The 24,405-nt window shown below is 52.2% G+C and carries 18 protein-coding genes and 1 tRNA gene; 15 read left to right on the top strand and 4 right to left on the bottom strand.

Going from position 1 to position 24,405, the window contains the following annotated elements; translation table 11 throughout:
• The first annotated feature begins 262 nt into the window (after nucleotides 1–262).
• The 6 genes from ACRRUX_RS00095 (at nucleotide 263) to ACRRUX_RS00070 (ending at nucleotide 9,068) form a co-directional block, all read left to right on the top strand.
• Nucleotides 263–2,917 carry a family 20 glycosylhydrolase gene (locus ACRRUX_RS00095; protein WP_432526144.1) on the top strand — a complete coding sequence of 885 codons (2,655 nt, stop codon included), beginning with the start codon at nucleotides 263–265 and terminating at the stop codon, nucleotides 2,915–2,917.
• Between the two features lie 309 nt (nucleotides 2,918–3,226).
• Complete coding sequence (gene nagK, locus ACRRUX_RS00090; RefSeq protein ID WP_432526143.1) at nucleotides 3,227–4,129, top strand: N-acetylglucosamine kinase; 903 nt, start codon at nucleotides 3,227–3,229, stop codon at nucleotides 4,127–4,129.
• A gap of 15 nt (nucleotides 4,130–4,144) precedes the next feature.
• Nucleotides 4,145–5,143: a glucosamine-6-phosphate deaminase NagB-II gene (gene nagB-II, locus ACRRUX_RS00085; RefSeq protein ID WP_432526142.1), complete on the top strand. Its 999-nt coding sequence runs from the start codon at nucleotides 4,145–4,147 to the stop codon at nucleotides 5,141–5,143.
• A gap of 37 nt (nucleotides 5,144–5,180) precedes the next feature.
• On the top strand, nucleotides 5,181–6,323 hold the full coding sequence (gene nagA / locus ACRRUX_RS00080; protein WP_432526140.1) for an N-acetylglucosamine-6-phosphate deacetylase: 1,143 nt from the start codon (nucleotides 5,181–5,183) through the stop codon (nucleotides 6,321–6,323).
• A 17-nt stretch (nucleotides 6,324–6,340) separates the two neighbouring features.
• Nucleotides 6,341–7,492, top strand: coding sequence for a transmembrane glucosamine N-acetyltransferase NagX (nagX, locus tag ACRRUX_RS00075; protein WP_432526719.1), 1,152 nt, complete (start codon nucleotides 6,341–6,343; stop codon nucleotides 7,490–7,492).
• 253 nt (nucleotides 7,493–7,745) lie between these two features.
• A complete protein-coding gene (locus ACRRUX_RS00070; RefSeq protein WP_432526139.1) occupies nucleotides 7,746–9,068 on the top strand; it encodes a sugar MFS transporter in 1,323 nt (440 codons plus the stop codon).
• A 383-nt stretch (nucleotides 9,069–9,451) separates the two neighbouring features.
• On the opposite strand, the gene galE is transcribed toward ACRRUX_RS00070, so the two are convergent.
• Entirely contained in the window at nucleotides 9,452–10,465 is a 1,014-nt protein-coding gene (gene galE, locus ACRRUX_RS00065; protein WP_432526137.1) for a UDP-glucose 4-epimerase GalE, read from the bottom strand.
• A complete protein-coding gene (gene galU, locus ACRRUX_RS00060; protein WP_432526136.1) occupies nucleotides 10,462–11,373 on the bottom strand; it encodes a UTP--glucose-1-phosphate uridylyltransferase GalU in 912 nt (303 codons plus the stop codon). The genes galE and galU overlap by 4 nt, the downstream gene beginning before the upstream one ends.
• A gap of 296 nt (nucleotides 11,374–11,669) precedes the next feature.
• Here galU and phhA point away from each other — a divergent pair, with 296 nt between their 5' ends.
• The 6 genes from phhA to katG all read left to right on the top strand — a co-directional run bounded on the left by phhA (nucleotide 11,670) and on the right by katG (nucleotide 19,533).
• On the top strand, nucleotides 11,670–12,467 hold the full coding sequence (phhA, locus tag ACRRUX_RS00055; protein ID WP_432526135.1) for a phenylalanine 4-monooxygenase: 798 nt from the start codon (nucleotides 11,670–11,672) through the stop codon (nucleotides 12,465–12,467).
• Nucleotides 12,468–12,604: 137 nt separating this feature from the next.
• Entirely contained in the window at nucleotides 12,605–12,943 is a 339-nt protein-coding gene (locus ACRRUX_RS00050; protein WP_432526134.1) for a 4a-hydroxytetrahydrobiopterin dehydratase, read from the top strand.
• Between the two features lie 613 nt (nucleotides 12,944–13,556).
• Entirely contained in the window at nucleotides 13,557–15,095 is a 1,539-nt protein-coding gene (gene tyrR, locus ACRRUX_RS00045; protein ID WP_432526133.1) for a transcriptional regulator TyrR, read from the top strand.
• A 263-nt stretch (nucleotides 15,096–15,358) separates the two neighbouring features.
• Nucleotides 15,359–16,345: a fumarylacetoacetate hydrolase family protein gene (locus ACRRUX_RS00040; protein WP_432526132.1), complete on the top strand. Its 987-nt coding sequence runs from the start codon at nucleotides 15,359–15,361 to the stop codon at nucleotides 16,343–16,345.
• Nucleotides 16,346–16,352: 7 nt separating this feature from the next.
• The gene (gene maiA, locus ACRRUX_RS00035; RefSeq protein ID WP_432526717.1) at nucleotides 16,353–16,994 is read left to right on the top strand and encodes a maleylacetoacetate isomerase; all 642 of its coding nucleotides are present in this window, start codon (nucleotides 16,353–16,355) and stop codon (nucleotides 16,992–16,994) included.
• Nucleotides 16,995–17,373: 379 nt separating this feature from the next.
• Entirely contained in the window at nucleotides 17,374–19,533 is a 2,160-nt protein-coding gene (katG, locus tag ACRRUX_RS00030) for a catalase/peroxidase HPI (RefSeq protein ID WP_432526131.1), read from the top strand.
• A gap of 333 nt (nucleotides 19,534–19,866) precedes the next feature.
• Here the strand turns inward: katG and ACRRUX_RS00025 are convergent, their stop codons facing one another.
• Entirely contained in the window at nucleotides 19,867–20,748 is an 882-nt protein-coding gene (locus ACRRUX_RS00025) for a LysR family transcriptional regulator (RefSeq protein ID WP_432526130.1), read from the bottom strand.
• 131 nt (nucleotides 20,749–20,879) lie between these two features.
• Between ACRRUX_RS00025 and ACRRUX_RS00020 the strand changes: the two genes are divergently transcribed.
• Entirely contained in the window at nucleotides 20,880–22,088 is a 1,209-nt protein-coding gene (locus tag ACRRUX_RS00020) for an MFS transporter (protein WP_432526129.1), read from the top strand.
• A 161-nt stretch (nucleotides 22,089–22,249) separates the two neighbouring features.
• Here the strand turns inward: ACRRUX_RS00020 and ACRRUX_RS00015 are convergent, their stop codons facing one another.
• Nucleotides 22,250–22,474, bottom strand: coding sequence for a hypothetical protein (locus tag ACRRUX_RS00015; protein WP_432526128.1), 225 nt, complete (start codon nucleotides 22,472–22,474; stop codon nucleotides 22,250–22,252).
• 337 nt (nucleotides 22,475–22,811) lie between these two features.
• Here ACRRUX_RS00015 and gltX point away from each other — a divergent pair, with 337 nt between their 5' ends.
• Both gltX and ACRRUX_RS00005 read left to right on the top strand, forming a co-directional pair.
• On the top strand, nucleotides 22,812–24,221 hold the full coding sequence (gene gltX, locus ACRRUX_RS00010; protein WP_432526127.1) for a glutamate--tRNA ligase: 1,410 nt from the start codon (nucleotides 22,812–22,814) through the stop codon (nucleotides 24,219–24,221).
• A gap of 98 nt (nucleotides 24,222–24,319) precedes the next feature.
• Nucleotides 24,320–24,395: transfer RNA gene (locus ACRRUX_RS00005), tRNA-Ala, on the top strand.
• Nucleotides 24,396–24,405 lie beyond the last annotated feature (10 nt).

Here is a 24,405-nt window from a genome sequence, read left to right as displayed (position 1 = left end):
CTGTTATTTGGGTGTGTTGCACCTCGCTGCCAATACTGTGTACAAACCTGTGACGGTCGGGCGACATACGGTTTGTTGTTTAATAGTCTCTCCCCAGAAACTATGATGGGCTGGGTCCTTTGGGATGCCAGCCATTTTTTTATCTGAGGATTGCAGCTACCAGCCTTTGATGGCCAATGCCGGCATTAAGCAAGGCTTAACTTGCTGCTAATAGGATGTTTGGCAGAGATTATGGATAGATAACGATAATAAGAGGACAGCCATGACAAGGAATAGACTGGCCGCAGCCGTATTGCTGCTTGGAATAACTGCCTGCAGCGAGTCCATGCCTGTGGGCAATGCCGTTGAAAGCCGACAGACGACAATGACGCAGACTCAGTTGGCAGAGCTTGGGCAGCAATTGCAGGTGCAGTATGAGTTGCTCACCAACGTCCCTGGCGAACATTGTCCGAAAAGTAAGGACAGGTGTTTTCGCGCCGCAATACACTTCACAACCAACAAGGATATGCCGCAGACAGATTGGGCTATTTATTTCAGCCAGATGCGCCCGGTTCTGTCGGTGGATTCCGCACTGTTTACCATTGAGCACGTTAAGGGCGATCTTTATCGAATTCTGCCTTTGGCCGCATTCAGGGGCTTTAAGGCCAATGAGACTGTAAGCTTGCCGTTTGTCGGTGAGCTTTGGCAGCTTGGCGAATCTGATGTGATGCCCAATTACTATCTCACTTCCGGCACGCTGACCCCGGAAGTAATTGTCAGCACTCAGACGATGATTGACAAAGCAACCGGTATGGAAATACGGCCTCATTTGGTGCCTTTTAGCCGTGCAGAACAATATCTGAGACGTGAATCTGATAACTTGAAGTGGGTTAAAGCTGCTGATTTGTATAAGGCCAATTCGGCCACGTCATTACGTCCCGAGCTGGTTGATTCAGGCATTATTCCTGCGCCTTCCCATTTGCATATTGATGACACGCAGCCGGATGTGAGCCTTAAAGCCGGGATCCGATTGCTCTGGGATGATGTACCCTACGGAGATGTTAATGCCGGTATCCAGGCGGGACTTGAACGTCTGGCGTTTCTCGGTGTCAGGCAATCCAGCAAGGGGGTTGTGTTGCGTCTTAGCCTGAATGATTCACTTCCTGTTGAGGGATACCGATTAACAGTCAGTCAGGATGTCATCTTGCTGACTGCGTCTGATGTGGCTGGCTTAAATCATGGTCTGGTGTCTTTGGCGGCACTGCTTGTGCCTGATGAGCTGACACTTGCTGCCGTTGAGGTGGAAGATGCACCTCGTTATGGTTATCGAGGGCTGCATATTGATGTCGCGCGTAATTTTCATGACAAAGTTCAGCTGTTCAAAATCATTGATCAGATGCATGCCTACAAGCTCAACAAATTGCATCTGCATATGGGGGATGACGAAGGCTGGCGGCTGGAAATCAATGGACTGCCGGAATTGACCGAAATTGGCAGCAAACGTTGCCATGATCTCAGTGAAACCCGCTGCCTGCTGCCTCAACTGGGCAGTGGCCCTCATTCGGATACCGATGTGAATGGCTATTATAGTCGGCAGGATTATATCGATATCCTCAAATATGCCGGTGCCCGTCATATACAGGTGATCCCGTCCATGGATATGCCGGGTCACAGCCGGGCGGCAGTCAAAGCAATGGAAGCCAGATACCGGAAGAAAATGGTCCCGGGCGATGACGTTGCGGCCAGGCAGTATTTGCTCACTGACTTTGAAGACCAAACCCGCTATTCGTCCATTCAATATTATGACGACAACACATTAAATGTCTGTATAGAATCAACTTTTACTTTTATCGACAAAGTAATCGAAGAGATAGCCGGTATGCACCAGGCGGCCGGGATGCCACTCTCGCTGTACCATATTGGCGCGGATGAAACCGCCGGAGCCTGGGTCCAGTCCCCCGCCTGTGAAGCCTTTATCGAGGACAATCCGCACGGCGTGACCGAAATGTCGCAGCTTGGTCCCTATTTTATCGAGCGGATCAGCGGCATGCTGGCTGCGAAAGGTATCGACGTTGCAGGCTGGAGTGATGGCATGGGACATACCCGGGTCGAACATATGCCAGCAGATGCCCAGACACATCTATGGGATACACTTGCCAGCGGCGGTCATATTAATGCTCACAAGCAGGTGAATTATGGCTGGCGGGCGATAGTGTCGTCACCGGATGTGCTGTACTTCGATTTTCCCTATGAGGCCACGCCCAAAGAGCATGGTTACTATTGGGCACAACGCCGCAACAACAGCAAACAGGTATTCAGTTTTATGCCGGATAACCTGCCGGCAAATGCTGAGCAATGGACTGATCTTGAAAATCAGCCATATGAAGCAGATGACAGAGTGAAACGGGATGAGCAAGGTAAGTTGATATCGGCGCCCATTGAAGTGGGAAAAGGTGTTGAAGGTATCCAGGGACAGCTCTGGAGTGAAACTGTGCGCAGTGATCAGCTGGTGGACTATATGCTGTTTCCTCGTGTGTTGATGTTGGCTGAGCGTGCCTGGCACAAGGCAGAATGGGAGGTGCCATATAACCATCAGGGTGCGGTGTATCATGCTAACTCAGGTTATTTTACTCCGGCGATGCGGGCAAAACAGGCCGCTGACTGGGAGCGGGTTGCCAATATCCTTGGTCAGAAAGAGCTGGCTAAGCTGGACAGAGCCGGAGTTGAGTACCGTTTGCCGGTTCCCGGTGCCATTGTGCGTGATGGGAAATTGTATGCCAATGTGATTTTCCCCGGCCTGGCGATGGAGTACCGGACTGCCGACGGTGAATGGCTGCCTTACGTCGAGGGCGTCAATGTCACTTTGCCAGTCGAGATCCGCAGCATTGCGCCTGATGGTCAGCGTCGCAGCCGCACCCAGGCAGTAGACCAACCTTAAATAGGTGAACATTCCCTGACAAACATCGGTAAGCCCCGTGAATTGTTGACGGGGCTTTTTTATGAAATGCACATATTTTCATTACATTAGCCTGATTGATGTGGTCATCGATGTTGTGTTTTGTGTTTTATATTGAAATTTCGTTAACGAATATAATGACAGCGTTGTCATTTATCCTGTAACATGCCCTTAAACTTATAAAGGGCTGAATAAATCCATTGTTGCAATCGGTCGTGCCAGTGTCGACGTGAAAGCTTCATTGTTAACAGGAACAGCCTGCAGAAAGAGTATTATCCGAAGAGGAAGGTCATGGGGGCAAGCCAGACAGCATTACCCAGATATATTGGTATTGATGGTGGCGGCAGTAAATGCCGGGCCAGTATTTACGCTGAAGATTTTACTTTGTTGGGTTCGGGGGTTGCCGGGCGCGCCAATCCACTTCATGGCCTGGAACAGGCATTCAAGTCGATTGAGCAGGCCACATCACTGGCACTGGCGGATGCCGGGCTGACAGCGGAAATCTCCGGTCAATTAATCGCCGGCGCCGGACTTGCTGGACTCAATGTCCCCAGCCTTTTGAGTGCCATGACAGCCTGGCAGCATCCATTTAAGGCGCTTTATCTGACCTCAGATTTGCACACCGCCTGTATTGGCGCTCATGGTGGTCAGGATGGTGCAGTCATTATTACCGGCACAGGTTCATGTGGTTATGCCAGAGTGGATGGCCAGGAAATATGCCTGGGAGGGCATGGTTTTGCGCTGGGAGACAAGGGCAGTGGTGCCTGGCTTGGGTTGCGCGCAGCAGAGCATGTGCTCCTGAGCATGGATGGATTTGCCGCGCACACCGAGTTGGAAGCCTGTATCAAGACTCAGTTGCAGGTTCAAACCAGTACCGGAATTGTCGAAATGCTGGCCGGTAAGTCGTCTTCAGTGTATGCCACTCTTGCCCGCAGTGTTCTGCAGTGTGCTGCAGAGGGCGATCAGGTCGCCATGGCCATCGTCCGGGAAGGCGCTGCGTATATCAGCGATATGGCACGTGCCCTGCTGGCTATCAAGCCTCCGCGATTTTCAATGATTGGTGGATTGGCGGAACCTTTGCGCCCCTGGCTTGCTGCTGATATTGCTTGTTCAATTTCAGCGACGCTGGCGCCGCCTGAGTATGGCGCCGCCTTGTATGCCAAACAATGCCATCAGAATAACGACTCAAATTAATCGTAAGGTGAAAAAATGACTGACACCATTATGGAACTGGAGGCGCGCAGTGCGCCGTTGAAGATTGCAGAGCAGCTTGCAGCCAATGCTGTTAAAGCCGGGGAGCTTGGGGGCATTCTGCGTGAACGGGATCCCAGGTTTGTGATGATAGTGGGACGAGGCTCATCCGATCACGCCGGGGTTTTTGCCAAGTACCTGTTTGAAATTGAAGCCGGTATTCCGACTTTTGCCGCGGCGCCGTCGGTGGCCAGCGTGTATGGCAAGTCACTGCGTTTGAATGACGGATTGGTGATTGTGATTTCTCAGTCCGGACGCAGCCCGGATATTCTGGCCCAGGCGAAAATGGCCAAAGCCGCCGGAGCTTACTGCGTGGCGCTGGTCAATGATGAAGCCGCACCAATCAAAGACATCGTTGATATGGTGTTGCCACTCAAGGCCGGTGAGGAAAAAGCCGTTGCCGCGACCAAGAGCTATCTGGCTACCTTGTCAGCGCTATTGCAATTGGCTGCCGCCTGGACCCAGAGTGACAGTCTGCGCCAAGCGGTGGCCGGGTTACCAGCCGCGCTGCAGCAGGCGGTGGATGCAGAGCCTCAATTAATGGCTGCGTCCCTGGAAAATGTGCGTAATTTGGTGGTACTGGGACGCGGACTGGGATATGCCATTTCCAAAGAGCTGGCACTGAAGCTTAAGGAAGTCTGCGGGATCCATGCCGAGGCCTTCTCCAGTGCAGAGTTTCTGCATGGCCCTGTGACTTTGGTGGAAAACAAGCTGACGGTGATCGACGCCTGTGTAGCCGATGAATCCTATGCCAGCCATATTGCGCAAATTGAAAACATCGCCAGCCGCGGCGCTGATCTGGTCCATTTACACCAAACGTCGCCACAGATACATCCCAGAGTGGCACCGCTGGCACTTTTGCAACGTTTTTACATCGATGTCGCGGCGGTGGCGATTGCCCGGGGCATTGACCCGGACAATCCCAAGGGGCTCAAGAAAGTCACTCAGACCCTATAGTGGGGGCGTTTGCTGACACAGCAAGAGAATTACGTAAATGAAATATACCCTGATAGCCGACAATGTATTTGATGGTGAACAATTTCTTGGTTCAGTACCGGTCAACGTGCAGGACGGTATAGTGCTGGCCCTTGATGGTGAAAGCCGGTTTGCTGAGCGGCGTTTGCCGGGCACTCTGGTGCCCGGATTTGTGGATGTTCAGGTCAATGGCGGGGGAGGGGTGTTATTCAACGCTGATACCAGCCGCTCCGGCATTGAGCTGATAGGTCAAGCCCATAGCCAATTTGGCACCACGGCCTTTTTGCCGACACTCATTACCGATGATGTTACTGTGATGATGGCGGCTGCAGATGCGGTCGCTGAGGCGATTGCCTGTGGCAGCGCCGGGGTAGTGGGCGTGCACTTTGAAGGGCCACATTTGTCTGTGCCCAAAAAAGGCGTGCATCCGCAATCACATATTCGCCGCATCAGTGACGCTGAGCTGGCCATATTTGCCCGTCAGGATCTGGGGGTAAAGGTGGTCACACTGGCCCCGGAAAATGTGTCAGCCGAAGTCATCCGCGCGCTGACTCAGTCCGGTGTTAAGGTGTGTCTGGGTCATACCAACGCAGACTATGACACAGTGGTAGCGGCCATTGAAGCCGGTGCCTGCGGTTTTACCCATCTATACAATGCCATGTCGGCTTTGGGCTCCCGCGAACCCGGTGTGGTTGGCGCTGCCATTGATGATGAGCGCACCTGGTGCGGCCTTATTGTCGATGGTCATCATGTGCACCGCGCTGCGGCGCGTATCGCCATTAAGGCGAAACCACGAGGCAAAATGATGCTGGTGACCGATGCCATGCCGCCGGTTGGTATGGCGCATGGGGAGAGCTTTGAGTTGTTTGGCACTCAGGTCGTGCGTCAGGGAGACCGACTCAATGCGGTTACCGGAGAGCTGGCCGGTTGTGTGCTGGATATGGCGACCGCGGTACGTAATACCGTGACACAGTTGGGCATACCGTTGGCAGAAGCGTTGCGGATGGCATCTTTGTACCCGTCGCAATTTCTGGGAATGGATAGCCATCTTGGACGGATCGCAGCAGGGTATCGTGCCGATTTTGCCCTGCTGGATGCGCAGCTGGTGAACCAGACCAGTTTTATCAGGGGTGAAGCGGTTTATCAGAGAACCTTAGGGTAATAATGACAGGAGGCATGATGCCCAAGTTCAGCCAGGGAACCGCTGACCGCAGCAGATCAGGCAAAGGCCTCAGGCTCATGTCTGTTGACGCCCTGAGGGGGTTTGATATGTTCTGGATCCTGGGGGGCGAAAAGCTGTTTGCCGCTTTATTCGCCCTGACGGCCTGGTCTGGTTGGCTGGTTGCCGATGCCCAGATGAAACACAGTCAGTGGCATGGTTTTACACTTTACGACTTAATTTTCCCGCTGTTTATCTTCCTGTCCGGCGTTGCCCTCGGACTGTCTTCCCAGCGTCTTGATTTGCTGCCATTTCGCCAGCGCCTGCCCAAATACCGTCATGCAGTCGTGCGACTGCTGCTGTTGCTGGGCCTGGGTATTCTCTACAACCATGGCTGGGGTACGGGGATCCCGATAGATCCTGATGCAGTGCGCTATGCCAGCGTACTGGGCAGAATTGCATTTGCCTGGTTTTTGGCGGCGATGCTTGTCTGGCATACCTCATTGCGTACTCAGGTCATGGTGGCTATTGGCTTGTTGCTGGCATACGCTGCCGTTCACCTGTGGTTGCCTTTGCCTGGCGTGCCGGCCGGCAGTTTGACTCCCGATATCTCAGTTAATGCATGGGTAGATATGCATTTTTTGCCCGGGATTCATTACCGGCATCGTCCGGTTGATCCGGAGGGCGTGTTGTCGACCATACCGGCTGTTGTCAATGCGCTGGCCGGGGTGTTTACCGGCAGGCTAATTGTATCCGGGCGAAATGAAGGCGCTAAGGTTGGCTTGATGGTGCTGTCAGGTCTGTTGTCGCTGGCAGCCGGGTGGTTGCTGGATCCTGTATTGCCCTTAAACAAGGAGTTGTGGACCAGCAGCTTTGTTCTGGTCAGCGTGGGTTGGAGTCTGCTGTTGCTGTCGCTGTTCTATTTGCTGGTAGATGTGCTGGGGTGGCAAAAGCCGATGATGCCATTTGTCGTCATCGGTGTGAATGCCATCATCATCTATCTGGCTTCAAGTCTGATGCACTGGGATTATCTGTCCAACAGCCTGTTTGGCGGAATAATCAACGCTGTGACGCCACAATGGCAGCCATTGCTGGCTGTTGTTGGGCTGTTGACAGTAGAATGGATGCTCTTGTTCTGGATGTATCGCAGAAAGATTTTTATCAAAGTCTGAGATGTGTTTGTCGCAGGTAAAAACAAATGACAGCGTTGTCTTTTTTGAAACCTTGCATTAACATCAAGAATAGCCCGGGAGGCTTTTCAGGTACCATGACGCGAAGGTAACCTTGATAGTCTGTCTTTCAGAAACCGCTGGGTGATGAGCGTTTAACGCGGGTTCAAAGGTCTGTGACGATATCGCCTTTGAGCTGAAGATCGGCGGATAACTGCCGGAATTGATTGAAATATTATTATAAAGAAGCAGGATTATGACAATGACAGTTGCGAGTAAGGTTGATGCGCAACCACGCTCAAGCGTATTGCCCATGACCATTATTGGGGTGTTGTTCTTCATCTTCGGGTTCGTTACCTGGTTGAATGGTTCACTCATCCCTTTCCTGAAAATCATCTGTGAACTGAACGAATTCCAGGCATTGTTCGTGACCTTTGCTTTTTACATTGCCTACACAGTCATGGCGTTGCCCATGTCTTTTATTCTAAGGCGCACAGGCTATAAAAATGGCATGGCGCTTGGGTTGGGGATCATGGTCGTTGGCTCATTGCTGTTTATTCCTGCCGCTAAAAGTGCCGATTACACAGCATTTTTGATCGCGTTATTTGTACTTGGCACGGGCCTGACGATCCTGCAGACAGCATCCAATCCTTATGTTGTGCATATCGGTCCGCGTGAGAGTGCGGCTATGCGTATCAGCATTATGGGGCTTATCAACAAAGGCGCCGGCGTTGCTGTGCCGCTGCTGTTTACTGCGCTGGTACTGTCGGGACTTGAGAACTTTAACTCGGAACATCTGGCCGCACTGTCCGCTGCTGAGCGACAGGCGCAGGTGGCTGAGCTGTCTTCCCGCCTTATCATGCCCTACATCTATATGGCCGGTGCTCTGCTGTTTCTGGTGGCGCTGGTGAAGTTCTCATCATTGCCTGAACTCGAGTTCGAAGAGGAAGAGGCGGTACATGGTGACAAGGCTGGCATATTGCAGTTTCCACAGGTAGTGCTTGGCGCCATTGCACTGTTTGCCTATGTGGGTGTAGAGGTTATTGCCGGTGATACCATTGGGTTGTTCGGCGAGAATCTGGGAGTGATCAACTTTGCTTCCCTGACGTCTTATACCATGGTGTTCATGGTGTTCGGTTATCTGATTGGTGTCACCTGTATTCCAAGGTTTCTGAGCCAGCAAACTGCTTTGATGTTATCGGCCATTGCCGGAGCCTTATGCATTATTGGCGCGGCGACCGCATCGACTGACAGCACTTTGATTGCCGATTTACTGTGGGGCTGGAGTGGCATTCCGGTTATTCCTGATGCCGTGACTTTTGTCGCCATGATGGGCATGGCGCATGCGCTGGTATGGCCGTCAGTATGGCCTTTGGCGCTGGAGGGGTTGGGTAAATACACTGCCCAGGGATCAGCATTGCTGATCATGGGGATATCCGGTGGCGCGATTTTGCCGCTGGCATTTGGCAAAATTGCGTATTACTCAGGTTCCACACAAGTTGCCTATTGGATAGGTTTGCCCTGTTACCTGTTCATTCTGTTTTATGCTCTGAAAGGTCACAAAATGCGTAGGTGGTAATCACGGGATTACTCCAAAATCAAAACAACAAGGCCTGAGCGGAGACTCGGGCTTTGTTGTTTCCGTCAGACCTGTGCGCCGGCGAGCAATTAATTCAGCTCCATTAATCGTCTGAACAATTCAGATCGTGCGGGTTTCAATGCACTTGATACTGTGTTGGGTCGCCTTGACGCAGCACCACTATGACTTCGTCGGGTCGCAAGCTACATGGATGCAGGAACGTTTGCCTGTGCTTTGCGGCAGCATAGCCATCAAGTTAACACTATCTGCTCTAATTCAATGCGTTATGTTTTGTTTTGATGGGGGGCAGATTTTTGGAATGAGAAACAACCCCGCGCTCACGGTATATCAACTGCACGCGGGGTTGTTGACGGGCTGGTAACTCAGGCCTGGTAGCCGTTAGGATTGTTGGACTGCCATTTCCAGCTTGAGTTCGCCATGTCTTCAATACTGTGAATCGCTTGCCATCCGAGTTCTGCCATAGCTTTATCCGGATTGGCGTAACAGGCGGCAATATCACCCGGGCGACGGGGGGCGATCTGATAGGCAATTGGTTTACCACAGGCCTTTTCAAATGCTTTCACCATATCCAGTACACTGTAGCCTGTGCCGGTTCCCAGGTTGTAAGTCACCAGGCCTGGTTGGGTTGCCAGTTTGTCCAAAGCCTTGAGATGACCTATTGCCAAATCAACCACATGGATATAGTCGCGTACACCGGTACCGTCGTGGGTATTGTAGTCGTCGCCAAAGACACTCAGAAACTCACGTTTGCCGACGGCTACCTGGCTGATAAATGGCATCAGGTTGTTGGGAATATCATTGGGGTCTTCACCAATGCGACCGCTGGCATGAGCGCCAACAGGATTGAAATAGCGCAGACGGGCGATATTCCAGCTCGGATCAGCGTGATGCAAATCGGCCAGGATATGTTCCACCATTAACTTTGACTGACCATAGGGATTGGTGGCCCCGGTGGGGAAGTCTTCCGTGATAGGCAAACTTGCAGGATCGCCGTAGACAGTTGCAGAGGAGCTGAATACCAGATTTTTGACATTATGCTCAGCCATCACCTGGCACAGGACAACTGTGCCGGTCACATTGTTTTCGTAGTAACGCAGTGGTTGAGCGACGGATTCTCCGACAGCTTTCAGTCCGGCAAAGTGGATCACCGCTTCAAAGTTATGATCGCTGAACAGTTTTTTCAGCAGGGCTTTATTCAGGATGTCACCCTGATAAAAGGTCACGCTTTTGCCGGTGATCTCTTCCACACGTTTTAGGGATTCCATGCTGGAGTTCGACAGGTTATCCAGTACCACCACATCAGCACCGGCATTCAGCAGTTCCACCACTGTGTGGGAGCCGATATAACCTGCGCCGCCTGTCACCAGAATCGTCATGAGTTCATTCCTTTGGTCAGAGTGTTCAAATAGTCAGTAAAAGCATTGCCAATGGCCGGGTGACGCATGCCATATTCAACGATGGCCTGCATATAGCCCAGTTTGTTGCCGCAGTCATGGCTTTTGCCTTTCATGTAATAAGCATTGACGGTTTGCTGCTGCATCAGCATGGCGATGGCATCGGTCAACTGTATTTCTTCTCCTGCGCCAGCCGGGGTTTTTTCCAGTAATTCCCAGATAGCGGCAGGTAACACATAACGTCCCACCACTGCCAGATTAGAGGGCGCCTCGTCCAGAGCCGGTTTTTCAACCAGCTGGATCAATGGGTGTGACTCACCCGGCGCCAGGCGATGACCGTCTACATCGGCGATACCGTATTGATTGACCAGTTCATGGGGCACGCCTTCCACCATGATTTGTCCGATCTCAGTGGCATCAAACAGATTGACCATCTCGGCCAGATTGTCTTTCTTCAGATCGCTGCCGGCATCATCGATAATCACGTCAGGCAGCAGCACTGCAAATGGTTCATTACCCACCACCGGGCGGGCGCACAGGATGGCGTGTCCCAGCCCTTTGGCCTGCGCCTGACGTACACCAATAATAGTTACCCCTTTTGGGCAAATGCTTTGAACTTCGTCCAGTAACTGTCGTTTAACCCGTTTTTCCAGCTGGGCTTCGAGCTCAAAGCTGGTATCAAAATGGTTTTCGATAGAGTTTTTACTGGCATGGGTGACCAGCACAATTTCTTTGATCCCGGCAGCAATGGCTTCGCTGACAACATGCTGGATCAGAGGCTTATCGACCACGGGCAACATCTCTTTCGGGATGGCTTTGGTAGCAGGCAGCATGCGGGTTCCCAGACCCGCAACAGGTATCACGGCCTTTCTGATTTTGTGCTTAATCATGAGCGAATTGCATCTCCATTATTGATTCGACGCCATATTGTAATTGTCGGGATTACAATTGCCATCACTAACTTGGTGGAAGCCGGGAAATAAGCGGTTTTGGGGAGTGTGTCAACAATTGCCCACACACATGGAAACGCCGCCATCAGGGCTTTGATGCTGAATGTTGTGGTTTGTAACGCCTGATTTACGTCCAGAGTGCTTTAGCAACCAGAATTCCTTTCTACAAAAAGTTAACAAAGCGTGCAGCCTGTCACACTATTGCTTGAGGACACTGATTGTGAGAGAGCCACAGGATGAGCAAGCACACGCAATACACGGCACGACAGCCTGATGAGAAGGGGGTGATTTCCTATCCGGCGGATGAACATGATACCTGGCGACAACTCTATGCCCGTCAGGCCGGAAATTTGCCCGGGCGAGCCTGTCAACAGTATCTGGATGGGTTGAAGGCGCTGGCGTTGCCCGCCGACCGCATTCCCCAATTACCTGAAGTGGACAACATATTGATGGCGGCGACCGGTTGGAAAACAGCGGCGGTGCCGGCTCTGATCTCTTTTGGCAAATTTTTTGAGTTACTGGCCAGTAAACAATTCCCGGTAGCAACTTTTATTCGTGCCAAAGAGGAATTTGATTATCTGCAGGAGCCGGATATTTTTCATGAAATATTTGGCCATTGTCCCCTGCTGACCAATCCGGCATTTGCCAGATTTTCTGAGGTGTATGGCAAATTGGGGCTGGCGGCCAGCAAAGAGGAGCGAGTGTTTCTTGCCAGGCTCTATTGGTTTACCGTGGAATTTGGTCTGGTTCAGGCCCCCGGGGAGGCGCTGCGCATCTATGGCGGTGGCATATTGAGTTCACCCGGAGAAACCCTGTATGCCATGGGCGACGCACCTCAGCGCAAGCCATTTGATTTGCTGCAGGTACTGCGGACACCTTATCGTATCGATATCATGCAACCTATTTATTACGTGATTGACAATATTGAGTTTCTGGATGAAATCGCGGGCATGGACATTATGGCGGCAGTGCGTGAAGCTCAACGCTTGGGGTTGTATGCGCCTTTGTTTGAGCCCAAGGTGAAGGTCGGTTGATGAGCATCTGCGGTAGCACTTGCCTGTCTCTGTGGGCTTGTTACAGGCAAACAGTTCGCGCGACAGCATTGGCTGCGGATGCCGGCAGTTTATCCCGGTGCCTTGGCAGCATAAAATAGAATAACAAGGAGTTAAGGATGTCTGAATTAGCAAAAATGAAGTGTGAAGCCTGTCAGGCGGACGCCCCCAAGGTCACGGATGCGGAATTACCTGAGCTGATCAGGGCGATCCCAGACTGGAGTGTGCAGGTGCGCGACGGCATCATGCAACTTGAGCGTGTATACAAGTTCAGGAACTTTAAACAAGCCATGGCATTTACCAATAAGTTGGCAGACTTGGCGGAGGAAGAGTTTCACCATCCCGGCATTTTGACTGAATGGGGCAAAGTGACAGTGACCTGGTGGTCACATTCCATCAAGGGACTGCATCGCAATGATTTTATCATGGCGGCAAAAACCGACTTATTGCTGGACTGAATGGGTGGCCAGCCACCGCTATCCACAGTGTTGAAACCCGGGGGACAGATTGAGTCCCAAGTAAGGTTAAACCTTTTTCAAGCTCGGTAATCGTTGGTCGCTGAGCTGAATATCACAAACGCGTCACTGTTGGTGACGCGTTTATTTTTCTGCAATCACCGCTTCAAGGCGGCTGTTTACGCTACGACGATTTACTCTGGCGCTACATGCTGTAAACAACTCTTGCCAGCCAGCACTTTTCCTTTTAACGTATACCGCGAGCCGCCCGGGAAATTCAAAGAAAGACATTCAGAGGGACACATCAACACTTTTTCTGAATCCCGACAGGCCCTGCTCATACTGATATTTGAGCTGTTGAGGGGCGTTACAGTCTTGCTTTGTGTCGCTGTCAGTCAAGAGCTCCATGCTCTGAAAACAATAGTCTGCAAGCAATAGTCTGAAAACGGGCTGCGGTATCCCCCGACAATCTGTTGTTGTCTGCTCGTCGCGGCGATGCCCCAGCAATTTTGCGCAGCGCAACGACTTCTGCGGCAGCTCAAATGCGAACAGCCCCGGATTTTTGGCAAAGTCAGAATCATAACAAAGCCGAAAACCATTGAATAGGAAGCATAACATGCGCTTGGAAGTCAGTTGTCAGGATAGAATCGGTTTGGCCAAGGATATTCTGGTGGTACTGGAGCGTTACGGCATCAATCTCATTGCCATCGATGCCAGCAATAAAGGGTTTTTATATTTTCAGTTTGCCGAAGTGAGCTTCAATACCCTCAGTGCCCTGATGCCACAAATCCGTAAAGTCGAGTCGGTCAACGATGTGCGCACTGTGTCATTCATGCCTTCTGAGCAGGAACACTACGCCCTCAAAACCTTGCTCAAAACCCTCCCGGACTCGGTATTTTCCCTCGATGCCAAAGGTCGTATCCGTATTGTCAACGAGTCTGCACTGATGACCCTGGAAATGGGGGAACATGAAGTGCTGGATGAGCCATTGAACCATTGGGTTCAGGGATTTAATTTCAGTCGCTGGCTGGCTGAGTCGCAGGTACTGGCTCAGGCGACCCGGGTGTATATCGGTCAGAATGAATATCTGGCTGAAATGTTACCCATTTATCTGCCTGATGAGAATGACAGCAGCATTCTTGCCGGCGCCGTGGTGTCGTTGAAATCTCCCGCCAGAGTCGGCAAACAGTTCAATGCGCTGCAAAACCAGATTGCCGGTTTTGAATCTGTGCTTGCCGTCAGTGACAAAATGAAACAGGTGGTGGAGCAGGCCAAACGTATGGCACAGCTGGATGCGCCGCTGCTCATTACCGGTGAAACCGGTACCGGCAAGGAGCTGATGGCTCGTGCCTGTCATGATGCCAGTATGCGCCGGGAAAAGCCGTTTATTGCCATTAACTGCGCAGCCTTGCCTGACAGCGTGGCGGAGGAGGAGCTTTTTGGTTATGTCAGTAATGGTCAGGTGGTAAAAAAAGGTTTCTTTGAAGAAGCCAAAGGCGGCACGGTATTTTTGGATGAGATCGCGGAGATGTCCCGTGCCGCTCAGGTGAAATTACTCAGACTGTTGCAGGATGGCAGCTTCCGGCGCATAGGCGGTGATGAAGAGGTGAGGGCCGATGTGCGGATTATCTGCTCTACCCAGAAGAATCTGGCAGAGCTGTGTCAGAGTGGTGAGTTTCGTGAAGATCTCTACTACAGAATTCATGTGCTGAGTTTCCATTTGCCGTCGCTGCGGGAGCGCAGAGTCGATATTCTGCCGCTGACAGAGATGTTCCTGGAACATTACAGTCAGCAGCTCTCAAGCCCTGTGCGGCGAATTTCAGCCCAGTGCCGTGAACATTTGCTGACTTATGCCTGGCCTGGCAATGTACGCCAGTTGAAAAATGCCGTGTTCAGAGCGGTGTCCATGTGGGATGGCAGTGCCGAGCTGACGGTTGAGCAGCTGAAGTTGCCTTCCTATGCCGAGGGTTTTGGTTATTTTGATCATCAATTTGAAGGTTCGCTGGATGACGCGATGAAGCAGTTTGAGGCCAGTTTGCTCAGACGCTTGTATCCGGCTTATCCCAGTACCCGCCAGCTGGCGAAAAAACTTGGTATTTCCCATACGGCCATTGCCAACAAGTTGCGTGAGTACAAGATCAATAAGCCCAAATAGTATTCAGCGTGCTTAAGCCAAGCGGCCAATCACGCATTTTGACCTGTTTCTCAATCAGGTTCTCAGACATGCCCGTCGCAATTTGCCCGGGCATTTCTTTTGGCTGTCAGGGCAGATTTGCTTACTGTAATCGGGACTTTACAAACCTGACCGGCAACTAAAATAGTGTGATTCAGTTCACGCTGTTTATTTGTCGCAGGACATGAGGTAGAAATTAACGCCAGTCGGGCAGGACGCTGCCGAAAATTATAAGGATAAAGATAATGAAACTAGCCACATATCAGAATGGTCGTCGTGATGGACAGTTGATGCTGGTCAGCCGTGATCTTGCCAATGCCGTGGCCGTGCCCGATATTGCTCATACACTGCAGCAATTGCTTGACGATTGGCATGAGCTGTCTCCCCGGCTGGAACAAAAATACCAGGCATTGAATGCCGGGACTCTGGATGGCGTAGTGGCTTTTGATGAAACCCTGTGTCTGTCCCCCTTACCGCGTGCTTATCAATGGGCGGATGGTAGTGCTTACGTCAACCATGTGGAACTGGTACGCAAGGCCCGTGGCGCCGACATGCCGGAAAGCTTCTGGACAGATCCTTTGGTGTATCAGGGCGGCTCAGACAGCTTTATTGCGCCGCGCGCCAGTATTCCACTGGCCAGCGAGGACTGGGGGATTGATTTTGAATCGGAAATTGCGGTGATCACCGACGACGTTCCCATGGGAATATCTGCGGATAAGGCTGCCGGTCACATCAAACTGCTGATGCTGGTCAACGATGTGTCGTTGCGTAACCTTATCCCGGCAGAGCTGGCCAAAGGCTTTGGTTTCTTCCAGTCCAAACCCTCCAGCAGTTTCTCGCCGGTGGCGGTGACTCCCGATGAGCTGGCTGGCAACTGGCAGGATACCCGGGTTCATCTGCCGCTGGTGACTCACCTCAATGATGGGCTGTTTGGCAAGCCCAATGCTGGCGTGGACATGACGTTCAATTTTGCCCAGCTGGTTGCTCACGTGGCTAAAACCCGGCCGTTGGGCAGCGGCGCGATCATTGGTTCAGGAACCATTTCCAATTATGACCGCAGCGCCGGCTCCAGCTGCCTGGCTGAAAAGCGTATGTTGGAGGTCATCGCTGACGGCAAGCCGTCCACGCCATTCATGGGGTTTGGCGATCGGGTGCGCATTGAGATGTTTGACGATGCAGGGCACAGCATTTTTGGCGCCATAGATCAGCAGGTTGTTGAATATAAGGGGTAAGCACATGATGACCTTATATGGTTACTGGCGCTCAAGTGCCGCTTACCGGGTTCGTATCGCCCTTAATATTAAAAACATTGAGGCGGCTCATAAATCAGTACATTTGGTGAATAACGGTGGTGAGCAGCACAGCCCTGAGTATGTCACCCTGAATCCTCAGCAACTGGTACCCGCTCTGGTTCTGGACAATGGCGAGGTGCTGACTCAGTCGCTGGCGATAATCGAGTATCTCGAGCAGGCGTTTCCCGTCCCACGCCTATTGCCGACCGATGCCGTTACCCAGGCCAAAGTCAGGGCGCTGGCTGGTACGATAGCCTGTGATATTCATCCACTCAATAATTTGCGGGTGTTGCAATACTTAACCGGCACGCTGGGTGTCGATGATGAGGCGAAAACTGAGTGGTACCGACATTGGATCAATATCGGTTTTTCTGCCATCGAGCCGCAGCTGGCAATATCGGCCGGGCAGTACTGTTTTGGTGACACCATTACCCTGGCCGATGTCTGCCTTGTTCCTCAGGTGTATAACGCGCGGCGGTTTAATATGGATTTAACCGCATTTCCCCATATCGTCAGGATTGCGGACAGCTGCAATATGCAGCCAGCTTTTGCGGCAGCAGCTCCGGAAAACCAGGCTGACGCCAGCTGAACCGAGGTTTACGTTATTTCGCTTCATCTCTCCCCGGCTTCCGTCCGGGGAGTTTTTTGGTAACAACCGTCATGCCCGGGCTGACTCAAAAGAGTGCCGTTGATATTAACGGGCATGCTTGCCGGACGCCGTGACCCATTCATCATCTCAAAGAGGGCGTTCTGGGTTTGCTATCGTCTTAATCGGTTAATCCTGTTTTCTGTAAATTAAAAATTCGATTACTCTTTCGCTATACCTGATTTGGGATGGCTGATATGAGCTTCCCGGTATTGAGCCTTTCCGGTGGATGTCATCGAGAAGGAATGCCAATTTGATTAATCGATGGCTTCGGTAAGCACAATGGCTATTGCCTGCCGGAGACTGATGAGGAGAACGGAATATGAGTTCAAGCAACAAATGCCCTGTAATGCACGGTGGTGCAACGTCCACTGAAACATCCAATCAACGCTGGTGGCCCAAGTCACTCAATCTGGACATTCTGCATCAGCACGACAGCAAAAGCAGCCCCTATGGCACTGACTTCAACTATCGCGATGCGGTGAAACAGCTGGATGTCGACGGGCTCAAGGCCGACCTCAAAGCTTTGATGACTGACAGCCAGGAGTGGTGGCCAGCGGATTGGGGACATTACGGTGGTTTGATGATCCGCATGGCCTGGCACAGTGCCGGTACTTACCGGATCGCTGATGGCCGCGGTGGCGCCAGCAGCGGCAGTCAGCGCTTTGCGCCGCTGAACTCATGGCCGGACAACGCCAACCTGGACAAGGCCCGCCGTCTGCTGTGGCCTATCAAGCAAAAATACGGCAATAAAATCAGCTGGGCCGATCTGATGATCCTGGCCGGTACCATAGCCTATGAGTCGATGGGGCTGAAAACGTTTGGTTTTGCCTTTGGCCGCGAGGATATCTGGCATCCTGAAAAAGATATCTACTGGGGCTCCGAGCAGCAGTGGCTGGCACCCAGTGGCAGTGAAAACAGCCGCTACTCAGGTGAGCGGGATCTGGAAAATCCACTGGCGGCAGTGATGATGGGTCTTATCTATGTCAATCCTGAAGGGGTTGATGGCAATCCTGATCCGCTGAAAACAGCCAAAGACATGCGGGTGACCTTCGAGCGCATGGCCATGAATGATGAGGAAACCGTGGCCCTCACTGCTGGTGGTCATACTGTGGGTAAGGCCCATGGTAACGGCAGTGCTGCCAATTTGGGGGCTGAGCCGGAAGGCGCAGGTATTGAAGAGCAGGGCCTTGGCTGGAACAACCATAGCTCACGCGGAATTGGCCGCAATACTGTGACCAGCGGTATCGAAGGCGCCTGGACCACCAATCCGACCCAATGGGACAATGGTTTCTTCCATCTGCTGTTCAGTTACGACTGGGAACTGAAAAAGAGTCCGGCCGGCGCCTGGCAGTGGGAACCTATCGACATCAAAGAGGAAGACAAACCAGTAGATGTGGAAGATCCAAGTATTCGCTATAACCCGATTATGACTGATGCGGACATGGCGCTGAAGATGGACCCTGAGTATCGCAAAATCTCTGAACGTTTCCATAACGATCCTGAGTACTTCTCAGAGGTGTTTGCCCGAGCCTGGTTTAAGCTGACTCACAGGGATCTGGGGCCCAAAAGCCGTTATATCGGCCCGGATGTACCGGCAGAAGTGTTGATTTGGCAAGATCCTGTGCCAGCAGGTCGCACTGATTATGATGTGAATGCGGTTAAGGCAAAGATTGCTGCCAGTGGTTTGACGCAACAGGAACTGCTGAATACTGCTTGGGACAGCGCCCGTACGTTCCGTGGCTCTGACCGTCGCGGTGGCGCCAATGGGGCCCGTATTCGTCTGGCTCCGCAGAAGGACTGGGCAGGAAATGAACCAGAGCGTCTGGCTAAAGTGCTGGCGGTATTGGAGCCGATTGCCGCTGAGTTTGGGATCAGTGTGGCCGACACCATTGTGCTGGGCGGCAATGTAGCACTGGAGCAGGCGATTAAGGCAGCCGGATTCGAGGTGCCGGTACCGTTTGCACCGGGCCGTGGCGATGCCACTGCCGAGCAGACAGATGCGCATTCCTTTGCCGTGCTGGAGCCGCTGGCGGATGGTTTCCGCAACTGGCAGAAGCAGCATTATGTGGTAAGTCCAGAGGAGATGTTGCTGGACAAAGCTCAACTGCTGGGGCTTAGCGCGCCGGAAATGACAGTATTGATTGGCGGCATGAGGGTTCTGGGTACCAACTTTGGTGACAGTAAACAGGGTGTGTTCACTGATAGAGTCGGCGTGCTGAGTAATGACTTCTTCGTCAATCTCACTGACATGAATTACACCTGGAAGCCAACCGGCCGTAACTCTTACGATATCTGTGAGCGCAGGAGCGGCGCTGTGAAGTTTACGGCGTCGCGGGTAGATCTGGTGTTTGGTTCCAACTCAGTGCTGCGTGCTTATGCTGAACTGTATGCCCAGGACGATAACAAAGAGAAGTTCGTCAAAGACTTCGTGGCTGCCTGGACCAAGGTGATGAACGCCGACCGGTTCGATCTGCTGTAACGCTGATCAGCCAGCTGTAAATTGATGCAATGAAAATGCCCCGGCTGGTCCGGGGCATTTTTGTTAGGGATGGTGCGAACAAGTCCTCGCGGCACTCTGGCTTATGAGCAGAAGCGAGTTCGGGCTATTCAGATAAAGGAAGGCTGGTTGCCTTTCAAAGTTGAATACCAAAGAAATCGTGATTGCTCGAAAGCCCTGTAGGGCGAGGCTGACAGCTCTATCTGCTTGGTTGCAGCTCTCGATAAGGACTAGGGCCATTAACTTCAAATTGCGCCGCGCATCTGGAAGCGGTCAGCACTCGCAGAGCACTCACGGGACTTATTCGCACCTTCCTTAGGCATTGTCCAGCAGGAAGTCCACAAATGCGCGGTCGGCCTGACCCAATGGCCTTTGTTGTTTCCAGGCAATATGCAAATCCAGAAATACCGGCGGGCAGAAAGGCTTGCAGACAATGCCTTCATTGGCCGATACCGCCATATCCAACATGCTGGTGATGGCAAATCCCTGAGCAACCAGCTGTTTAATCAGGTTGATCAGGTTGGTTTCAAAGGCGATATCCAGTTTCAGTCCCAACTGCTCGGCCTGTTGTTGCAGCCACTCACGGTGAAAGTAGCCTTTTTTGAACATCACCAGCTCATGCTGGAAAAACGCCTGCAGCGTGACACTTTCCTGCGTTGCCAGCGGATGGTCATCGGCCACGGCGACCACCATTTGTTCCCTCACCAGATGTTTGTGGGCAAACTCGGGCCTGAGATCGTCGGCAGTAATAATCGCCACATCCACCTCTTCCTGTTGCAGCATTCTCAGCGCATCCCGGGTGCCGCCGGAAAACAGTGACAGCTTCAGGCCGGGATACTGATGTTTAAAGGCCATCAGGCGTGAGGGCAGGTAGAAGGAGCCGAGCATACCGGGGACCGCAATACGCACCTGACCGACGTCGAGCTGTGCCATTGCCCTTATTTCGGTGCGGGCGTTTTTTACCTGACTTAAGATCAGCTGCGCATGTTGCTCCAGTACTGTGCCTTCAGCGGTTAATGCCACCGAGCCATTTTGTTTGCCGGCACGCCGGATCACCAGAGTAACCCCGAGATCCTGTTCCAGTTTTTTGATGCTTTGGCTGAGCGCTGGCTGCGCCATGTTGAGCTCTGCGGCGGCCAGGGTAAAACTGCGCCGTTTGGCGAGCGTATGAAACTGCTGAAGTTGCCGGATTTCCATGTCATTGCCGGTAGAGATAACAGACCAAATATAATATTTGCATATATTTGCTGTGTTAAATATCTATTATTGTTATTTTTGCAGCACTGCTAGCATTGGCTATCTGTATTTGGTCAGCAAGGTGTCCGGTGGTGTTGTTGAAGTCCCATCAATCCAGAGCTCTGATTGGCGCGTTATCCCTGGCGTCAGTGGTCGTTTATATCAATCTTTACATCATGCAGGGGATGCTGCCGCTAATTGCCCAGCAATTTCATGTCAGCCCGGGGCAGTCGACCTTGTTGCTGTCTGCCACTGTGTTTTCATTGGCGCTGGCACTGCTGCTGGTGGCCGCGCTGTCTGACCGTTATGGGCGCTACCAGCTGATTGTTGCTTCGCTTGTCCTGCTGTCGTTATCCAATCCGCTGTTAGTGTACGCCGGCAATTTTGAACAACTGATGGGACTCAGATTGCTTCAGGGCGCGATTCTGGCGGTGATCCCGGCCTGCGCCATGGCCTATTTTCGCGATGAACTCAGCAGTCAGTGGTTGCTGACTGCCGGTGCCTTTTACATTGGTGCCAACAGCGTAGGCGGCATAGTCGGGCGGCTTTTGGGTGGGCTTGTGGCCCAGTATCTCAGCTGGCAGCAGGCCATGTGGGCGCTGACGCTGCTGACGCTGTTGGCCACTTTGGCGGTATTGCTGCTGTTACCCAAACCGGTTGCTGGATTGCAGCAGACAGAATCGGGCAAGCTCAGGCAGGTGTTGAATGGTTTTGCCTCGCACCTTAAAGATCCGGGATTGCGTTTGGCTTATGTGATGGGTGGCCTTGCCTTTATGGTGATGGTCAACCAGTTCAGCTTTATCCAGCTGCATCTGATGCAGGCGCCTTATCAGCTGGGACGATTTGAGGCCACGCTGATTTTTCTGTGCTATCTCAGCGGCACCTGGGTGTCGTTCAAATCTGCCAGGGTCATTGCCAGAAAAGGTATTTATCGACTCTGGTATATTGCGAGCCTGGCGATGCTGGGGGGCAGTTTGCTGACTTTGATGGACAGTCTGCCGTTTATCGTGGCGGGATTTCTCATCACGGCCTGGGGATTTTTCCTGACCCATGCCTGCTGTAATACCTATGTGGCGCAGCGCGCTCGGCATCACAGAGCGAAAGCCACGGCTTTGTATCTGTGCAGCTATTATCTGGGGGCGGCGCTGGGTGGTCCTTATCTGATGCCATTTTGGCAACATGCCGGCTGGCCGGGAGTGGTGCTGGGCTCAGTGGTGATTATCGCACTGTTGATGCTGTGGCTATGGCAGGCAAAGCGCGGTGGGCTGATGCAGGGAGATTTGCTGCCAGGCAATCAATAAGTCATCCGGCGGCCATGATTATCCCGGTGATTGGTATTGTCGGGTGAGGTTGTCAAAGCACTTCATTCCTGATTAAGCACCAAGCTCTTGATTAAATGCCAGGTTGTTGAATAAGTGCCTGAGTATTCACCGGTTGAAGCAACGATTGGGATGAAAGGAGCTCAATCGTTGTTCAGTTTGTGAATGACTGCATCGCTTGGCAATAATTCCAGATGTCCCTGCTCGTCAAAGTACCAGCCGGTAATGAAGCCACGTTGTCTCATGGTCACCAGATTGTGCATGACTTCCTTGGCCTCTTTCATGGCCGTGGACTCGTCATAGTTACCAACCAGTTTCAGGTAGGCCGCAATACTATCCAGGGAGGCGGATTGACTGACATTGGCCATGGCAACCTCCTTTTATCGTGAGTGATGGCGTTAGCTTAGTAGACCCGACTTTCTCAAGTAAAACTCAATCTACCCCATTTCCTATGCGGTTTTTTTCTATTCATAGTTGTTTTAGGAATTAAGTAAGCCAACTGATTGATCATGCTGGATGACATAGATGAAAGCAGGGGAGTGGTTTTACACCAGCCTGGCATTGAGGCTTGGCTAAATCTGAGCCGGAACATTCTCAAAGGGCGCTGCCCTTTTCCGTTTTGGCTTTTGACTGTTAGAATATGACCCACTTTTTCCCGTGAAAGCCTGAGTCCTCAGGCCAGACAAAATAGGTTAGTGTCCCATTATGACAATCAAGACGCGTTTTGCACCCAGCCCAACCGGCTTTTTGCATGTAGGTGGTGCCCGTACTGCGCTGTATTCATGGCTTGAAGCCCGCGCCAATCAGGGCGAATTTGTTCTGCGTATTGAAGATACCGATCTTGAGCGTTCCACTCAGGAAGCGGTAGACGCCATTCTCGAAGGTATGGAGTGGCTGGGTCTGAATTGGGATGAGGGTCCTTACTATCAGACCAAGCGTTTCGACCGCTACAACGAAATCATCGCCAAAATGCTGGAAGAGGGCACTGCATACAAGTGTTACTGCAGTCGTGAGCGCATTGAAGCGCTGCGTGAAGAGCAGGCCGCAAAGGGGGAACGTCAGAAGTATGATGGTTGCTGCCGTGATAAAGCGCCACGCGACACTGACGAGCCATTTGTGGTGCGATTCAAAAACCCAACAGAGGGCAGTGTGGTATTTGATGACCATGTCCGTGGCCGCATTGAGATTGCCAATGAAGAGCTGGACGATTTGATCATTGCCCGCAGCGACGGTACTCCTACCTATAACTTCTGCGTAGTAGTGGATGACTGGGATATGGGTATCACCTGTGTGGTTCGCGGTGAAGATCACATCAACAATACGCCACGTCAGATCAACATCCTCAAAGCGTTGGGTGCGCCTATTCCAGAGTATGCGCACGTCTCTATGATCCTGGGGGATGATGGTGCCAAGCTGTCCAAGCGTCACGGTGCCGTGAGTGTGATGCAGTATCGCGATGACGGTTACCTGCCGGAAGCGCTGCTGAACTATCTGGTACGTCTGGGTTGGTCCCATGGCGATCAGGAAATCTTCTCTCTGGATGAGATGAAGCAATACTTCAAGCTGGACGATATCAACAAAGCCGCTTCTGCATTCAACACCGAGAAACTGGTGTGGCTGAACCAGCACTATATCAAGAGCCTGGATCCTGAGTATGTGGCCAAGCACCTGGCATGGCATATGGCAGATCAGCAGATCGATATCAGCAATGGCCCGGCACTGGCTGAAGTTGTTACTGCCCTGGCTGAGCGCGCCAAGACCCTGAAGGAACTGGCTGCATCAAGCCGCTACTTCTACGAAGATTTCGCTGAGTTTGAAGAGGGCGCCGCCAAGAAGCACCTGCGTGGTGTGGCGCTGGAGCCTCTGCAGCATATTCAGAAGAAGCTGGCTGCTTTACCTGAGTGGACTCAGGAAGCGCTTCATAACGCTATTGAAGAAACCGCGGCAGAGCTGGAAGTGGGTATGGGCAAAGTCGGTATGCCACTGCGTGTAGCAGTGACCGGTGCAGGCCAGTCTCCTGGTCTGGATTTGACCATGTTGCTCATTGGAAAGGCCCGTTGCGAACAAAGAATCTCCAAGGCGATTGAATTTGTAGCAACCAGAATGAATTCCTAAAAAAGCCGTTGACACATTTGGGTGTGCTGCATAGAATGCGCCTCGCAGTTGAGGGGAGCGTCGGTAAACGGCAGTGCACTCAAATGCAAAGGAATTTTGGGGTTATAGCTCAGCTGGGAGAGCGCTTGCATGGCATGCAAGAGGTCCGCGGTTCGATCCCGCGTAGCTCCACCACCTTTCTTTG

It is taken from the genome of Shewanella sp. GXUN23E, from assembly GCF_050865035.1.
Taxonomy (GTDB): domain Bacteria; phylum Pseudomonadota; class Gammaproteobacteria; order Enterobacterales; family Shewanellaceae; genus Shewanella.
This window is presented reverse-complemented; position numbering and strand designations above follow the sequence as displayed.

What these genes read in the sequence shown, in the direction of transcription:
- ACRRUX_RS00025 (WP_432526130.1), bottom strand. Translation starts at nt 20,748, where the DNA reads ATGGAAATCCGGCAACTTCAGCAGTTTCATACGCTCGCCAAACGGCGC.
- ACRRUX_RS00015 (WP_432526128.1), bottom strand. Translation starts at nt 22,474, where the DNA reads ATGGCCAATGTCAGTCAATCCGCCTCCCTGGATAGTATTGCGGCCTAC.
- nagB-II (WP_432526142.1), top strand. Translation starts at nt 4,145, where the DNA reads ATGACTGACACCATTATGGAACTGGAGGCGCGCAGTGCGCCGTTGAAG.
- ACRRUX_RS00070 (WP_432526139.1), top strand. Translation starts at nt 7,746, where the DNA reads ATGACAATGACAGTTGCGAGTAAGGTTGATGCGCAACCACGCTCAAGC.
- ACRRUX_RS00050 (WP_432526134.1), top strand. Translation starts at nt 12,605, where the DNA reads ATGTCTGAATTAGCAAAAATGAAGTGTGAAGCCTGTCAGGCGGACGCC.
- nagX (WP_432526719.1), top strand. Translation starts at nt 6,341, where the DNA reads ATGCCCAAGTTCAGCCAGGGAACCGCTGACCGCAGCAGATCAGGCAAA.
- katG (WP_432526131.1), top strand. Translation starts at nt 17,374, where the DNA reads ATGAGTTCAAGCAACAAATGCCCTGTAATGCACGGTGGTGCAACGTCC.
- nagA (WP_432526140.1), top strand. Translation starts at nt 5,181, where the DNA reads ATGAAATATACCCTGATAGCCGACAATGTATTTGATGGTGAACAATTT.
- nagK (WP_432526143.1), top strand. Translation starts at nt 3,227, where the DNA reads ATGGGGGCAAGCCAGACAGCATTACCCAGATATATTGGTATTGATGGT.
- phhA (WP_432526135.1), top strand. Translation starts at nt 11,670, where the DNA reads ATGAGCAAGCACACGCAATACACGGCACGACAGCCTGATGAGAAGGGG.
- galE (WP_432526137.1), bottom strand. Translation starts at nt 10,465, where the DNA reads ATGACGATTCTGGTGACAGGCGGCGCAGGTTATATCGGCTCCCACACA.
- ACRRUX_RS00095 (WP_432526144.1), top strand. Translation starts at nt 263, where the DNA reads ATGACAAGGAATAGACTGGCCGCAGCCGTATTGCTGCTTGGAATAACT.
- ACRRUX_RS00040 (WP_432526132.1), top strand. Translation starts at nt 15,359, where the DNA reads ATGAAACTAGCCACATATCAGAATGGTCGTCGTGATGGACAGTTGATG.
- tyrR (WP_432526133.1), top strand. Translation starts at nt 13,557, where the DNA reads ATGCGCTTGGAAGTCAGTTGTCAGGATAGAATCGGTTTGGCCAAGGAT.
- galU (WP_432526136.1), bottom strand. Translation starts at nt 11,373, where the DNA reads ATGATTAAGCACAAAATCAGAAAGGCCGTGATACCTGTTGCGGGTCTG.
- gltX (WP_432526127.1), top strand. Translation starts at nt 22,812, where the DNA reads ATGACAATCAAGACGCGTTTTGCACCCAGCCCAACCGGCTTTTTGCAT.
- maiA (WP_432526717.1), top strand. Translation starts at nt 16,353, where the DNA reads ATGACCTTATATGGTTACTGGCGCTCAAGTGCCGCTTACCGGGTTCGT.